Here is a 15,214-nt window from a genome sequence, read left to right on the forward strand (position 1 = left end):
CGTCTCGGCCGTTCCGTTCTCCGCCTCAGCGGCAACGAGTGATTACTTTACGCAGAGGTGAACACCAGCGCCAAGCCAGCCCACATCCCGGGCGTGTCGTACCCCGACTCCCCCGGAAACACGCGGAACACGGGGTGCTCGGGGCAGCTGAGGCGCTCGACGCACTCCCCCGGGAACGGCGAACGGCCCGCTCCCCACGGGGAACGGGCCGTCTCCGGTCGTGTCAGTGCTTGGCGATGACGGGGTTCTTCAGCGACCCGATGCCCGAGACCGTCACCTCGACGATCTCGCCGTCGCGGATCTGACTGACGCCGGCCGGGGTGCCGGTCAGGATGACGTCGCCGGGCAGCAGGGTCCAGATCGAGGACACGAACTCGACGAGCGACGGGATGTCGTGCACCATCTCGTTCGTCGAGGCGGCCTGACGCAGGTCGCCGTCCACCCGGGTCTCGATGCGGATGTCCGACGGGTCGATCTCGGTCTCGATGACCGGACCGAGCGGGCAGAACGTGTCGAAGCCCTTGGCGCGGGTCCACTGTCCGTCGCGAGCCTGCAGGTCACGAGCGGTGACGTCGTTCGCGATCGTGTACCCGAGGATGACGCTCGCGAAGTCCTCGCGGCGGACGTTCTTGGCCAGCGACCCGATCACGATGGCGAGTTCGCCCTCGTGGTCGACGCGCCCGATGTCGGCCGGCAGCCGGATGGGCTCGTCGGGACCGATGACCGAGGTGTTCGGCTTGAGGAACACCACCGGGTCGTCGCCGGCACGCTCGTCCATCTCCGACGCGTGCTCGGAGTAGTTGAGGCCGACGCCGATGACCTTCGACCGCGGGATGACGGGGGCCAGGAGCTTGGCGTCCGCGAGCGCGACCCGCTCCCCCGTGGTCTCGAAGCCCTGGTACATCGGGTCACCGGCGAGCACCACCAGGTGCCGCTCGTCGAGGATGCCGTACCGGGGGTCTTCACCCTTGCTGCTGAACCGTGCGATCTTCACCGTTCGACCCTACCCACGCTCGCCGGTCGATCAGGACGCGTCGGTCAGCTTGGTCATCCACCCGTGCGGGTCGGGACGACGGCCGTACTGGATGTCGGTGAGCTCGTCACGCAGCGACATCGTGAGCTCGCCGGCGCCGACGGTCGGGGACCCGATGGTGAAGCCCTCGCCGCGGAGCTCCGCGATCGGGGTCACCACGGCGGCCGTCCCGCAGGCGAACGCCTCGGTGATCGAGCCGTCCGCGACGCCGTCGCGCCACTCGTCGAGGGTGACCCGACGCTTCTCGACGGTGAGCCCGCGGTCCTCCGCCAACTGCAGGATGGAGTCGCGGGTGATCCCCTCGAGGATCGAGTCGGAGTCCGGCGTGACGAGCGTGCCGTCCGACTTCACCAGGACGACGTTCATGCCGCCGAGCTCCTCGAGGTACTTGCCCTCCACCGAGTCGAGGAACATCACCTGCTGGCACCCGTGCTCGTAGGCCTCCTGCTGGGGCAACAGGGACGACGCGTAGTTGCCGCCGGTCTTCGCCGCTCCGGTCCCGCCCTTGCCGGCCCGCGCGTACTGCGTCGACAGCCAGATCGAGACCGGCTTCGGTCCGGACGTGAAGTACGCACCGGCCGGGCTCGCGATGCAGTGGTAGGCCACCGCCTGTGCCGCACGGACGCCCAGGAACGACTCGGTCGCGATCATGAACGGTCGCAGGTACAGGCTGGTCTCGGGCGCCGAGGGCACCCAGTCGACGTCGGTGCGCACGAGCTGCCGGATCGACTCGACGAACGCCTCGACCGGCAGCTCCGGCAGCGCCAGGCGCCGGGCGGACCGCTGGAAGCGTCGCGCGTTGGCGTCCGGCCGGAAGGACCACACCGAGCCGTCCGCGTGCCGGTACGCCTTGAGCCCCTCGAAGATCTCCTGCGCGTAGTGCAGGACACTCGCGCTCGGGTCGAGGGACAGCGGGCCGTACGGGTGGATCGACGCGCTGTGCCAGCCGTCGTCGAGCGTCCACTCGACCGTCGCCATGTGGTCGGTGAAGTGCTTGCCGAAGCCCGGGTCGGCGAGGATCTGCTCGCGCTCGGCGGCGGCTCGTCGGTCGGCGGACGGTGTGCTGGCGAACTCGAGTCCGAAGTCGGTGTCGGTGCTCATGGGGAGGACTCCTTCTCAGGCGGTGGTGGTGCGTGCCGTGGCCGCGGCGGCGATCGCGTCGCCGATCGCGGCCGTGCTGCGCTGCGTGGTGCCCCGGTCGGCGAGGTCGGACTCCACCGCGCTCGTCACCGCCGCCGCCAGGTCGCTGCGACCGAGGTGGTCGAGCAACAGGGCGACGGACAGGATCGCGGCGGTGGGGTCGGCCAGCTGCTGACCGGCGATGTCCGGTGCGGAACCGTGCACCGGCTCGAACATGCTGGGGAAGGCGCCGTCCGGGTTGACGTTGCCCGAGGCCGCCAGCCCGATGCCGCCGCTGATCGCGCCGGCGAGGTCGGTGATGATGTCGCCGAACAGGTTGTCGGTGACGATGACGTCGAAGCGCGCGGGGTCGCGGACCATGTGGATGGTGACCGCGTCGACGTGCTGGTAGTCGACCGTGACGTCCGGGTACTCGCTGGCGACGGCCGCGACGGTGCGCTGCCACAGGGCGCCGGCGTGCACCAGGACGTTGCTCTTGTGCACGAGCGTCAGGTGCCGGCGCGGGCGCCGGCCGGCCAGGTCGAAGGCGTACCGGACGACCCGCTCGACCCCGAAGGCCGTGTTCAGCGAGACCTCGGTCGCGATCTCCTGCGAGGTGCCGGTGCGGATGGCTCCCCCGTTGCCCACGTAGGGCCCCTCGGTGCCCTCGCGCACCACGACGAAGTCGACATCGCCCGGGTCGGCGAGCGGGGTCGCCACCGCCGCGTGCACCTTCGTCGGGCGGAGGTTGACGTAGTGGTCGAACGCGAACCGCAGCTTCAGGAGCAGGCCGCGCTCGATGATGCCGCCGGCGAGCCGCGGGTCGCGCGGGTCTCCGCCGACCGCCCCGAGCAGGATCGCGTCGTGCTCGGCGATCGCGGCCATGTCGTCCTCGGTGAGGATGTCCCCGGTCTCCAGGTACCGCGCGGCACCGAGTGCGAACGGTGTCTCCTGGACCACGAGGTCGTCGGGGAGGACGGCGTGCAGGACCTTCAGGGCCTCGTCGACGACCTCCGGGCCGATGCCGTCGCCGCGGATGACCGCGAGCCTGATCGTCTGGACGGTCATCAGAGGGTGATGTCGATCTCGCGGAGGGACGACGCGTCGATCGTCGACCGGACGTGCTCGAGGATCTCCGTGGGGACGGGCGAGTCGACCGTCAGGACGCTGAGCGCCTGACCGCCGGCGGCCTCGCGCGAGATCTGCATCGCCGCGATGTTGATGCCGGCCTCGCCGAACTCCTTGCCGTAGACCGCGACGATGCCGGGTCGGTCCGTGTACTCCATCACGACGTGGTGCCGGTCGAGCGGGACCTCGACGTCGTGCCCGTTGATCTCGACGAGCTTCTCGACCTGCTTCTGGCCGGTGAGCGTACCGGAGACGCTGATCGCGGGGCCGTCGGACTGCGCGCCGCGGATCGTCAGGACGTTGCGGTACTCGGGGCTGTCCGTCTCGGTGATGAGCCGGACGGTGACCCCGCGCTGCTCCGCGATGAGCGGGGCGTTGACGTACGAGACCTGGTCGCTGACGACGTCGGTGAAGACGCCCTTGAGCGCCGCCAGCTTGAGCACGCTGGCGTCGTACCCGGCGAGTTCGCCGCGCACCTCGACGTCGATGCTCGTGACGGGCGAGGTCGCGAGGGCGGTGAACACCTGGCCGAGCTTCTCGATCAGCGGGATGCCGGGACGCACGTAGGGGTCGATGACGCCGCCGGCGACGTTCACGGCGTCCGGGACGAGCTCGCCGCCGAGCGCCAGGCGCACGGACTTGGCGACCGAGACGCCCGCCTTCTCCTGCGCCTCGTCGGTGGAGGCACCGAGGTGCGGCGTCAGGACGACGTTCGGCAGCGACACGAGCGGCGAGTCCTTCGGCGGCTCCGAGACGAAGACGTCGAGACCGGCACCGGCGATCGTGTTCGCCGTGAGCGCCCGGTGCAGGGCGTCCTCGTCGATGAGCCCGCCGCGGGCGACGTTCACGACGAACGCGGTCGGCTTCATGAGCGCGAACTGGTCGTCGGAGATCATCCCGAGGGTCTCCGGCGTCCGGGGCATGTGGATCGTGACGAAGTCCGCACGCCGCAGCAGGTCGTCGAGGGAGACGAGCTCCACCCCGAGCTGCTGCGCGCGAGCCGTCGTGACGTAGGGGTCGTACGCGATGACCGACACCCCGAAGGCCTGCAGGCGCTGCGTGATGAGCGCGCCGATGCGGCCGAGACCGATGATGCCGACGGTCTTCTCGTAGAGCTCGACGCCCGTGTAGGACGAGCGCTTCCAGGCACCGGCCGCCAGGGAGGCGTGCGCGGCCGGGATGTGCCGGGCGAGGGACAGGATGTGCCCGACGGTCAGTTCCGCGGCCGAGATGATGTTCGACGTCGGAGCGTTCACCACCATCACGCCTGCGGTGGTCGCCGCCTTGATGTCCACGTTGTCGAGGCCGACGCCGGCACGGGCGATGACCTTGAGCTCCGGGGCGGCCGCGATGGCCTCGGCGTCGACCTTGGTGGCGGACCGCACGAGCACGGCGTGCGCGTCGGACAGCGCGTCCAGGAGCGCGGCGCGGTCGGTGCCGTCCACGTTCCGGATCTCGAAGTCGGGCCCGAGGGCGTCGACCGTGGCGGGCGAGAGTTCTTCGGCGATCAGGACGACCGGCTTCGACACAGCAGCTGTTTCCTCACACGAGACGGTTGGTATCCCACCATGCTATCGACGCGGGCGGTCGGTTACGACCGCCCGGGGCGGCCTGTCGAGGACCACACGGGCCGGGCCCACGCCGCCGGTCCCGGACCGACGCACCAGCGGCGGTCCGGCCGTGCCGGTGACGGGAGGCGCGGGGCGGGGCCGACCCGCGCCTCCAGGCCGGTGGGCGGTCGCGTCAGAAGTCCAGCAGCGTCGGCACGAACAGCTGGAGGTCCAACCAGAGCGCGCCGGCCCCCGCGAAGGCGACCACGAACACCGCGAGGGTGACGCGGAGACTCGCTCGTCGGGTGACGACGAGCGCGACGACGAAGGCGACAGGGGCGATGAGGATGTCGAGCACCAACCAGAGCCACGGCGTGCTGGTCTGCAGCGAGTCGCCGCCGGAGGTGGTCTCGAGGAAGGCGTTGAACGCCTCGACCCGCTGCGCGATCTGCGCGAGGTTCCCGACGGCCTGGGCCGTCATGTAGGCGAAGAGCACGGCGAACACGACCCAGACGACGACCCGACCCACGACGGTCGCGGAGGGTCGCCGCGTCGTCGCCGGCACCGCGCCGGTCACCCGAAGCTCCGCGTGAGGAGGAACGGCCAGGGGAACAGCACGACGGCACCGAGGAGCATCCAGAGCAGGCGCGTGCGCGTCCGGCTGCCACGGGCGGCCCAGAGGACGACCGTGAACCAGAGCGCCGGCGCGAGGATGGCGAGGAACCGCAGGACCTCGACGAAGACGGTCAGCACCGAGTCGACGCCGGAGACGTACGCGGTGGACGCGGTGAGCAACCAGGCCACCGTGTACAGCAGGTACAGGCCGCCGAAGACGCCGAAGCCGACGAGCGCGCCGGAGGTCTCGGGCGCCTCGGGGTCGCGCGCACCGCGCTCCCGCACGGCGACCGGGTTGTGTGCGGCGTCGACGTGCGTGGCGTCGTCGGCGTCACCCCAGCTGAGCGCGGCCTCGTCGGTGTCGACGGCGTTCGTCACGTCCGGGTCGGTCGACCCGTCTGGTGGGGATGCTGCCGTGGTCATGCCCTCGATCCTACGAGGGACCCGCTGCCCGCGGCACCACGACGGGTCCGGAGCGGTGCGGTCAGGCGTCGGCCGGCTGCGACTCGAGGACCTGGGCGACGACGTCGCGGACGGCCGGGAAGAGCGGGTGGCTCTCCATCAGGCCGGTGAGGATCTCGGTGAGCGCGTGCGCGGTGGCACCGGAGCGCAGCAGTGCGTGCAGCTCGATCGACTCCGGGTCGTTCTCGTCGTCGAAGGCGAGGGCGGCGCGCACCGACCCGAGCAGGTGCTCGACGGGCAGGCCGCGCTCGGCGAGCTGCGACGCCGGCCCCACGAACCGCTCGCGGCGCCCGAGCTTGCGGAGCGGGTTCCGTCCCACACGCGCCGTGGTGTCCGGCAGGTGCGGGTTCGCGATGCGGGACAGGTTCGCGGCGACGTAGCGGGCGTGCGCCGCCGGGTCGAAGCCGTGCTTGGCGACCAGCAGCGCGGTCGTCTCGGCGAGCACACCGTCGACCTCGGCGCGGACGGCGTCGTCCTCGAGGGCCTCGCGGATGAGGCGGATCCCTCGGACGTAGCCGTGGTAGGCGGCGGTGGCGTGCGCGGTGTTGACCGTGTAGAGCTTCCGCTCGACGAACGGCTGCAGGTCGTCGACCCAGGTGACGCCCTCGATCGTGGGCGGTTCGGCGTCGGAGCCGAGGAACGGGGTGCGCTCGATGACCCACTCGTAGAACGGCTCGAGCACGACGTCGAGCCCACCGGACTGTCCGAGCACGCCGGACTGGTCCGGCACGATGCGGTCGATGGCGCAGTTCGCGAAGACGGCGGCGATGACGCGGTCCTCGAGGATGGGGGCGCGACGGATGCTGGCGTGCAGGGAGTCCGTGGCGTTGAACGCGTTCTCGCAGGCGACGATCGTCACGTCACCGCGCTCGAGCGGACGTGCCGCGAGGCCCTCGGCGATGAGCGGTGCCACGAGCGGCAGGGTGCGGGCACCGACCGCCGTGGTCACGACGTCGGCCTCGGCGATGGCCTGCACGACGCGCTCGCGGTCGGTCTTGCTGTTGAGTGCGCGGAACCCGTGCACGAGGTGCTCGACCGGCATCTCGCCGACCTCGTGCACCACGAAGCGGCCGGCTTCGTTGAGGGCGGAGACCACCCGGTCGTCGACGTCGACGAAGGTGAGCTCGAAGCCGCTCGCCACGAGGAACTGGCCCACGAACCCGCGCCCGATCTTGCCGGCGCCGATGTGGACCGCTCGCTTCGTCACCGCCATCCGACGATCCTCCCATGCTGCTCGCACCGGTCGTGACCGCGGACGCTCGGAACGGACACGGTCGGTCGGGATCCGACCCGTCGCAGGACGGAGTTCGGCCGCTGGGCCGCGCGGGGACTGGATGAGAGCTGCTGCATAACGTTCGGGTCACATCGCGAGGCGGCGGTGCAGGACTGCACCGCCGCCTCGAGAGTCGAGTGGTCCTCCAGAGACTACCGCGCGGCCGAGCCGTCGACGTAGTCGCCGTCGTTCTGCTTCCACGCGAAGAGCGCGCGGAGCTCACGACCGGTGGCCTCGATCGGGTGGCCCTCGCCCTTGGCGCGGAGTTCCTTGAACTCGGGGGCGCCGGCGTCCTGGTCGTCGATGAAGCGCTTGGCGAAGGCACCGTTCTGGATGTCCGCGAGCACGGCCTTCATGTTCTCCTTGACCTCGGGCGAGATCACGCGCGGGCCGGAGACGTAGTCACCGAACTCGGCGGTGTCGGAGATCGACCAGCGCTGCTTGGTGAGGCCGCCCTCCCAGATGAGGTCCACGATGAGCTTGAGCTCGTGCAGGACCTCGAAGTAGGCGATCTGCGGCTGGTAGCCCGCCTCGACCAGGGTCTCGAAGCCGTACTGGATGAGCTGCGAGGTGCCACCGCACAGGACGGCCTGCTCGCCGAACAGGTCGGTCTCGGTCTCCTCGGTGAAGGTGGTCTTGATGCCACCGGAGCGCAGGCCGCCGATGGCCTTGGAGTAGGACCACGCGAGGTCCCACGCCGAGCCGGACGCGTCGACCTCGACCGCGACGATGACCGGCACACCGCGGCCGGCCTCGTACTCGCGGCGCACGGTGTGACCGGGGCCCTTCGGTGCGACGAGCGAGACGTCGACGCCCTCGGGGGCCTGGATGTACCCGAAGCGGATGTTGAAGCCGTGGCCGAAGACGAGCGTGGCGCCCTGCTTGAGGTTCGGCTCGATGTCCTCGGCGTACACGATGCGCTGGACCTGGTCCGGCGCGAGGATGACGACGACGTCCGCCCAGGCGGTGGCCTCGGCCGGGGTGTGGACCTCGAAGCCCGCCTCCTCCGCCTTCTGCCGGCTCTTCGAGCCCTCCTTCAGGCCGATCTTCACCTCGACGCCGCTGTCGCGGAGGTTGAGGGCGTGGGCGTGGCCCTGCGAGCCGTAGCCGATGACGGCGACCTTCTTGCCCTGGATGAGCGTCAGGTCGGCGTCGGCGTCGTACACGATGTCAGTCACGGTGCTGGTTCTCCTTGGTGGTGGTCTGTGCGGGTGCGGCGGTGCTCAACGCACCCGGTCGGTGATGCTCTTCGGTCCGCGGCCCATGCCGAGCAGGCCCGCGCGGGCGAGCTCCTTGATGCCGTAGGGCTCGAGCACACGGAGGATCGCCTGGATCTTGCCGGGGTCACCGGTGACCTCGACGATCAGGGAGTCGGTCGCCACGTCGACGACCTGGGCACGGAACAGGTTCACTGCTTCGAGCACCGCCGAGCGCGTCTGGTTGTCGACACGCACCTTCACGAGCATGTGCTCGCGCTGCACGGACTGCGGGAAGTCCAGCTCGACGATCTTGATGACGTTGACCAGCTTGTTGAGCTGCTTCGTCACCTGTTCCAGCGGCAGGTCCTCGACGTCGACCACGACGGTGATGCGGCTCAGGCCGTCCACCTCGGTGTTGCCGACGGCGAGCGACTCGATGTTGAACCCGCGCCGGGCGAACAGGCCGGCGACACGGGTCAGCAGGCCGGGCTTGTCCTCGACCAGGAGGGAAAGGACGTGGCTCATGCGGTCTCCCCCGTCATGTCGGCTTCCTCGTCGTCCCAGGTGGGCGCGAGGGCTCGGGCGTACTCGATCGAGGAGTTGCCGACCCCCTGCGGGACCATCGGCCAGACCATCGAGTCGCGGCTGACCACGAAGTCGATGACCACGGGACGGTCGTTCGTCGCGAGGGCGAGCTCGATGGCGGCGTCGACCTCGTCGGCCTTCTCGACGCGGATGCCGAGGGCACCGTACGCGTCGGCGAGCTTCACGAAGTCGGGCACACGGCGCGACTGGTGGCCGGTCTCGAGGTCGGTGAACGAGTGGCGGCCGTCGTAGAACAGCGTCTGCCACTGCCGCACCATGCCGAGCGACGAGTTGTTGATGATCGCGACCTTGATCGGGATGTCGTTGATGACACAGGTCGCGAGCTCCTGGTTCGTCATCTGGAAGCAGCCGTCACCGTCGATCGCCCAGACCACGCGGTCCGGCTGGGCGACCTTGGCGCCCATCGCCGCGGGGATCGAGTAGCCCATCGTGCCGGCGCCGCCCGAGTTGAGCCAGGCGTTCGGCCGCTCGTACTTGATGAACTGCGCGGACCACATCTGGTGCTGTCCGACGCCCGAGGCGTAGACGGCCTCGGGTCCGGTGAGCTCGCCGATGCGCTTGATGATCGCCTGCGGGGCGAGGAGCCCGTCGGTCGGCTCGGCGTACCCGAGCGGGAAGTCGGTCTTCAGCTGCTCGAGCTTCGCCCACCACGCGGCGGTCGATGCACGGTCCTCGGGGGCGATGCCGCCCCAGGCGTCGAGCAGGTCGGCCAGCACCTCTCGCGCGTCGCCCACGATCGGGACGTCGGCGAAGCGGATCTTCGAGATCTCGGCGGGGTCGATGTCGACGTGCACGACCTTGGCGTCCGGAGCGAACTCGTCGGCCTTGCCGGTCACGCGGTCGTCGAAGCGGGCGCCGAGGGCGATGATGAGGTCGCTGTCCTGCAGGCCGAGCACCGCGGGCACCGTGCCGTGCATCCCCGGCATGCCGAGGTGCTGCGGGTGCGAGTCGGGGAACGCGCCGCGGGCCATCAGCGTCGTCACGACCGGGGCGCCGGTGGCCTCGGCGAAGGCGAGCAGCTCGGCGTTCGCACCAGAGCGGACGACACCGCCGCCGACGTACAGCACGGGTCGTTCGGCCTCGGACAGCAGCTGCGCGGCCGCGGTGATCTGCTTGCCGTGCGCCTTGGTGACCGGGCGGTAGCCGGGCAGGTCGATCTTCGGCGGCCACACGTAGGGCGCCGACTTCTGCTGGGCGTCCTTCGTGATGTCCACCAGCACGGGGCCGGGGCGGCCGGTGGTCGCGATGAGGTGCGCCGCGGCCAGGGTCGCCGGCACGTCGGCCGGGTCGGTCACCAGGAACGAGTGCTTCGTGATCGGCATCGTGATGCCGACGATGTCGGCTTCCTGGAACGCGTCGGTGCCCATGAGCGTCGAGAACACCTGGCCGGTGATCGCGATGAACGGCACCGAGTCCATGTAGGCGTCGGCGATCGCGGTGACGAGGTTCGTCGCGCCGGGGCCGGACGTGGCGATGGCGACGCCGACCTTGCCGGACGACGACGCGTAGCCCTCGGCGGCGTGGCCGGCGCCCTGCTCGTGCCGGACGAGGATGTGGCGGATGGTCGTCGAGGCCATCAGCTCGTCGTAGAACGGGATGATGGCGCCGCCCGGCAGGCCGAAGACGTCGGTGATCCCGAGGTGCTCGAGCGTCCGGAGGACGGCTCCCGAGCCGGTCAGGATCTCCGGCGACCGGCGTGCACCGGCGGCCGCGGACAACGGGGTTGCTTCCGTGGGCATGAGGTGGTCCTTGCCTGGAGAGGTGGCGATGGTGCGGGTGTCGGACGCTAGCCCGTGACCGCGCCCTGGGCGGCGGACTTGACGAGCTTGGCGTACTTCGCGAGGACTCCGCGGGTGTAGCGCGGGGGCAGCGGGGCCCAGCCGTCACGGCGGGCCTCCAGCTCGGCCGGGTCGACCAGTAGGTCGAGCGAGCGAGCCGCGATGTCGACACGGATGCGGTCGCCATCACGAACGAAAGCGACGGGACCTGCGTCCACTGCTTCCGGTGCGATGTGGCCGATGCACAGGCCGGTTGTGCCGCCTGAGAATCGACCGTCGGTCAAGAGTAGTACATCCTTGCCGAGGCCCGCGCCCTTGATGGCGGCCGTGATCGCGAGCATCTCGCGCATGCCCGGGCCGCCCTTGGGGCCCTCGTAGCGGATGACGACGACGTCGCCCTTCTCGATGCGTCCCTCGGTCAGGGCGTCCATCGCGGCGCGCTCGCGGTCGAACACCCGCGCCGGCCCCTCGAACACCGAGGCGTCGAAGCCCGCGGTCTTCACCACGGCGCCCTCGGGGGCGAAGGAGCCCTGCAGGACGGTGAGGCCACCGGTCTCGTGGATCGGGTTCTCGAGGGTGCGGAAGACCTCGCCGTCGAGCGCCGGCGGGTCGATCTCGGCGAGGTTCTCGGCGACGGTCTTGCCCGTCACGGTGAGGCAGTCGCCGTGCAGCAGGCCCGCGTCGAGCAGCGCCTTCATGATGACCGGGATGCCGCCGTTGCGGTCCACGTCGACCATGACGTACTTGCCGAAGGGCTTCATGTCGGCGAGGTGCGGGACCTTCGAGCCGATGCGGTTGAAGTCGTCCAGCGTCAGCTCGACCTCGGCCTCGTAGGCGATCGCGAGCAGGTGCAGGATGACGTTCGTCGAGCCGCCGAGGGCCATCGCGACGGCGATGGCGTTCTCGAAGGCTTCCTTCGTGAGGATCTGCCGTGCGGTGATGCCGTGCTCGAGCATGTTCACGACGGCCTCGCCGGAGCGGTGCGCGTAGTAGTCGCGGCGACGGTCGGCGCTCGGCGGGGCGGCGGAGCCCGGCAGCGACATGCCGAGGGCCTCGGCCACGCTCGCCATCGTGTTCGCCGTGTACATGCCACCGCAGGCGCCCTCGCCCGGGACGATGGCGCACTCGATCTTCTTGAGCTCCTCTTCGGACATGGTGCCCGCCTTGCAGGCCCCGACGCCCTCGAAGGAGTCGATGATCGTGACCTCCTTCATCGTCCCGTCGGCCTGCTTCACGTAGCCCGGCATGACCGAGCCCGCGTAGAGGAAGACGCTCGCGAGGTCGAGCCGCGCGGCGGCCATGAGCATGCCGGGGAGGGACTTGTCGCACCCGGCGAGCAGGACGGTGCCGTCCAGGCGCTCGGCGTTCACGACGGTCTCGACGCTGTCCGCGATGACCTCACGCGAGACGAGCGAGAAGTGCATGCCCTCGTGGCCCATCGAGATGCCGTCGGAGACGGAGATGGTGCCGAACTGCAGCGGGTACCCGCCACCGGAGTGCACGCCCTCCTTCGCGCCCTGCGCGAGGCGGTCGAGCGACAGGTTGCAGGGCGTGATCTCGTTCCACGAGGACGCGATGCCGATCTGCGGCTTGCTCCAGTCCTCGTCTCCCATACCGACGGCCCGCAGCATGCCACGTGAGGTGGTTGCTTCGATCCCGTCGGTGACGACCCGGCTGCGCGGCTTGACGTCGATATCAGGCATGGATGGAGTCTAGGACGCTTTGGGATACCAGTCGCGCAACAACATGCATCCGCATGGTGAAGGGCGGTCGGGAGGCGCGGATCGCCCTGGTCAGCGCGTCGCGCGGAGCCTCGCCAGCTGCTTCAGCACCCCGGTCAGCGCGGCCGGGTCGGCGATGCGGTACCCGGCGAGGGTCTCCCCCGGTCCGACCTTCACCCCGACGTCGCCGTCGCCGAGCACACGGAAGGCGTCCTCGTCGGTGACGTCGTCGCCCGCGAAGAACACCGCGTCCGCGCCGTGCAGCTCGCGCAACCGGGCGATCGCGTCGCCCTTCGTGACGTGCCGGACGGCGAACTCGACGATGTCCTTGCCGCCGCGCTCGAGCACCTCGGGGTCGGCCTCGTGCGCCGCACGGCTCGCCGCCGCGTCCGCCTCGGCCGCGACCTCGGCGGAGACACGGCGCGTGTGCACCCCGTGCCCGGCCGGCTTGTGCTCGATCACCACGCCGGGGAACCGGGCGCCGACCTCGTCCAGCGCCGCACCGACGCGAGCCACGCGCTCGAGCTCGTCGGCGGTGAGCGCGGCCTCGGCGTGGCCGTCGACGCGCCACTCGACGCCGTGCGACCCGACCAGCGCCATCTCCTGGGGTGCGTGCGTGACCGCGGCGAGGCTGTCGAGCGGACGGCCGGAGACGAGCACCACCTCGGTGTCCCGCGCCCGGTGCAGGGTCAGCACCGCCGCCCACGAGCCGGGCAGCGCGCCGACCTGCGACGGGTCGTCGGCGAAGGGCGCGAGCGTGCCGTCGAAGTCGAGCGCGACGATCAGTCGCGGCGCAGCCGCGAGCGTCTCGAGGGCCTGGTCGAGGTCGCCGGTGGTGGTCTCGTCACGCATCACGGGCCTCCCGGGTGTCCTCGGCGGCACGCGCGGACTGGGCGTCCTGGTCGAAGATCGACATGTTGTCGGTCTGCGCCTCGCGGTGCCGGTCCGCCGGGTCGGTGGCGGACGGGTCGAGCTGGGCGTTCCGCGGCGCGTGCCGGTCGAGCGCCTCGAGGAAGGAGCGCGACCAGCGGGCCACGTCGTTGTCGCGGACGCGCTTGCGGAGCGCGCGCATGCGCGTGGAGCGCTCGCGGCGCGGCATCTCGATCGCACGCTCGATGCTGTCCTTGAGTGCGCCGATGTCGTGCGGGTTGACGATGAGTGCCTGCTTGAGCTCGTCGGCGGCCCCGGCGAACTCGGACAGGATGAGCACGCCGTCGTTGTCGAACCGCGCGGCGACGTACTCCTTGGCGACGAGGTTCATGCCGTCGCGCAGCGCGGTGACGAGCATGATGTCGGCGGCCAGGTAGAGCGCGACCATCTCCTCGCGCGGGTAGCCGTGGTGCAGGTACGAGATGGGCTGGTGGCCGATCACGCCGAGGTCGCCGTTGATGCGGCCGACGCTCAGCTCGATCTCGTCGCGGAGTGCGGCGTACGAGTCGACGCGCTCGCGGCTCGGGCTGGCCACCTGGATGAGCGTGGCGTCCTCGACCGCGATGCGGCCGTCCTCGACGAGCTCGCCGAAGGCCTTGATGCGGTGCCGGATGCCCTTGGTGTAGTCGAGCCGGTCGACGCCGAGCAGCACCGTCTTGGGGTTGCCGAGGCTCTCGCGGATCTCGCGCGCACGCTCCTGCACCTCGGGCCGGTGCGCGATCGCCTCGAAGCTCTCGGCGTCGATGGAGATCGGGAAGTGCCGCGCCTCGACGTGGCGCACGGTGATGCCCTTGCGGCTGCGCGGGGCGGCCGGGTCGTCCACCGGGACGTCGATCGTCGTGCCCTTGGTGGTGTACCCCTTGATGTGGCGGACCGCGCGGAGGAAGTCGCTCGCGTCGTCGTGCCGCTGGAACCCGATGACGTCGGCGCCGAGCAGCCCGTCGAGGATCTGCGCGCGCCACGGCAGCTGCGCGTAGATGCCGACCGGCGGGAACGGGATGTGGTTGAAGAAGCCGATCGTCAGGTCGGGACGCTTGGCGCGGAGCAGCGCCGGCACGAGCTGCAGCTGGTAGTCCTGCACCCAGACGATGCCGTCCTGCTCGACGATCTGGGCGATCTGCTCGGCGAAGCGCTCGTTCACGCGCTTGTACGCGTTCCACCAGTCGCGGTGGTAGCTCGGGTGCTCGATCACGTCGTGGTACAGCGGCCAGAGCGTGTCGTTGCTGAAGCCCTCGTAGTACTCCTCGACGTCGTCGTCGGAGAGCGGCACGGGGACGATGTGGATGCCCTCGTTGTCGAACGGGGCCACCTCGACCTCGGGCTGCCCCACCCAGCCGACCCAGGCTCCGTCGTTCGCACGCATCACGGGTTCGAGGGCGGTGACGAGGCCGCCGGGCGAGTGCCGCCAGCCCTCGTTGCCGTCCTGGTCGACGACGCGGTCCACCGGGAGGCGGTTGGAGGCGACGACGAACGAGTAGCGGGTCTGTTCGGTGCGGTCGGCAGGCATGGGGTGGTGTGTTCTCCGTTCCGCCCGGGGTGACGGGCGCGTCGGTCCGGCGGCGAGCGCCGGGTGGGCTGGGCACGTGCGGTGGTGCCACGTGCGCCGGGGAGCGTCGGGTCGCACCGTGGTGCTGGTGCTGGTGCTGGTGCTGGTGCTGGTGCTGGTGCTGGTGCGCAGCCGAAGTTACCAGCGCCCGGACAGCGCATTCACGGCGGATCGGCGGTTCCGGTACGCTGCAGCCACGTGTCGGGGGGACACGGGTGCTGGAGTGCAGCGCCGGCCCTCCGGTCGGAGAGGAC

13 protein-coding genes are annotated in these 15,214 nt (G+C 70.5%); all 13 read right to left on the bottom strand.

The genetic code is table 11. The annotated features are described in order from the left end of the window. Nucleotides 1-223: 223 nt before the first annotated feature. Nucleotides 224-994, bottom strand: coding sequence for a fumarylacetoacetate hydrolase family protein (locus LEL83_RS15190; protein WP_225559450.1), 771 nt, complete (start codon nt 992-994; stop codon nt 224-226). A gap of 30 nt (nt 995-1,024) precedes the next feature. Next, complete coding sequence (locus tag LEL83_RS15195; RefSeq protein ID WP_225559451.1) at nt 1,025-2,134, bottom strand: branched-chain amino acid aminotransferase; 1,110 nt, start codon at nt 2,132-2,134, stop codon at nt 1,025-1,027. A gap of 15 nt (nt 2,135-2,149) precedes the next feature. Further along, entirely contained in the window at nt 2,150-3,220 is a 1,071-nt protein-coding gene (locus LEL83_RS15200) for a 3-isopropylmalate dehydrogenase (protein WP_225559452.1), read from the bottom strand. After that, on the bottom strand, nt 3,220-4,809 hold the full coding sequence (gene serA / locus LEL83_RS15205) for a phosphoglycerate dehydrogenase (RefSeq protein WP_225559453.1): 1,590 nt from the start codon (nt 4,807-4,809) through the stop codon (nt 3,220-3,222). Before serA ends, LEL83_RS15200 begins: the two co-directional genes overlap by 1 nt. 214 nt (nt 4,810-5,023) lie before the next feature. Continuing rightward, the gene (locus tag LEL83_RS15210; RefSeq protein WP_225559454.1) at nt 5,024-5,359 is read right to left on the bottom strand and encodes a hypothetical protein; all 336 of its coding nucleotides are present in this window, start codon (nt 5,357-5,359) and stop codon (nt 5,024-5,026) included. Nucleotides 5,360-5,403: 44 nt separating this feature from the next. Next, nucleotides 5,404-5,868, bottom strand: coding sequence for a hypothetical protein (locus LEL83_RS15215; protein WP_225559455.1), 465 nt, complete (start codon nt 5,866-5,868; stop codon nt 5,404-5,406). Nucleotides 5,869-5,929: 61 nt separating this feature from the next. Then, nucleotides 5,930-7,120, bottom strand: a complete 1,191-nt coding sequence (locus LEL83_RS15220) for a mannitol-1-phosphate 5-dehydrogenase (protein ID WP_198656193.1) — start codon at nt 7,118-7,120, stop codon at nt 5,930-5,932. 212 nt (nt 7,121-7,332) lie between these two features. Further along, nucleotides 7,333-8,358 (bottom strand): ketol-acid reductoisomerase, encoded by a 1,026-nt coding sequence (ilvC, locus tag LEL83_RS15225; RefSeq protein ID WP_225559456.1) that lies wholly within the window; start codon nt 8,356-8,358, stop codon nt 7,333-7,335. 45 nt (nt 8,359-8,403) lie between these two features. After that, complete coding sequence (ilvN, locus tag LEL83_RS15230) at nt 8,404-8,904, bottom strand: acetolactate synthase small subunit (protein ID WP_198656195.1); 501 nt, start codon at nt 8,902-8,904, stop codon at nt 8,404-8,406. Beyond that, nucleotides 8,901-10,724, bottom strand: coding sequence for an acetolactate synthase large subunit (locus LEL83_RS15235; protein WP_198656196.1), 1,824 nt, complete (start codon nt 10,722-10,724; stop codon nt 8,901-8,903). Before LEL83_RS15235 ends, ilvN begins: the two co-directional genes overlap by 4 nt. 47 nt (nt 10,725-10,771) lie before the next feature. Then, nucleotides 10,772-12,466: a dihydroxy-acid dehydratase gene (gene ilvD, locus LEL83_RS15240; RefSeq protein ID WP_198656197.1), complete on the bottom strand. Its 1,695-nt coding sequence runs from the start codon at nt 12,464-12,466 to the stop codon at nt 10,772-10,774. Nucleotides 12,467-12,556: 90 nt separating this feature from the next. After that, a complete protein-coding gene (otsB, locus tag LEL83_RS15245) occupies nt 12,557-13,336 on the bottom strand; it encodes a trehalose-phosphatase (protein ID WP_198656198.1) in 780 nt (259 codons plus the stop codon). Further along, complete coding sequence (gene otsA / locus LEL83_RS15250) at nt 13,329-14,921, bottom strand: alpha,alpha-trehalose-phosphate synthase (UDP-forming) (protein WP_198656199.1); 1,593 nt, start codon at nt 14,919-14,921, stop codon at nt 13,329-13,331. The genes otsB and otsA overlap by 8 nt, the downstream gene beginning before the upstream one ends. Nucleotides 14,922-15,214: the final 293 nt, after the last annotated feature.

Source organism: Curtobacterium oceanosedimentum (assembly GCF_020297365.1).
Taxonomy (GTDB): Bacteria; Actinomycetota; Actinomycetes; order Actinomycetales; family Microbacteriaceae; genus Curtobacterium.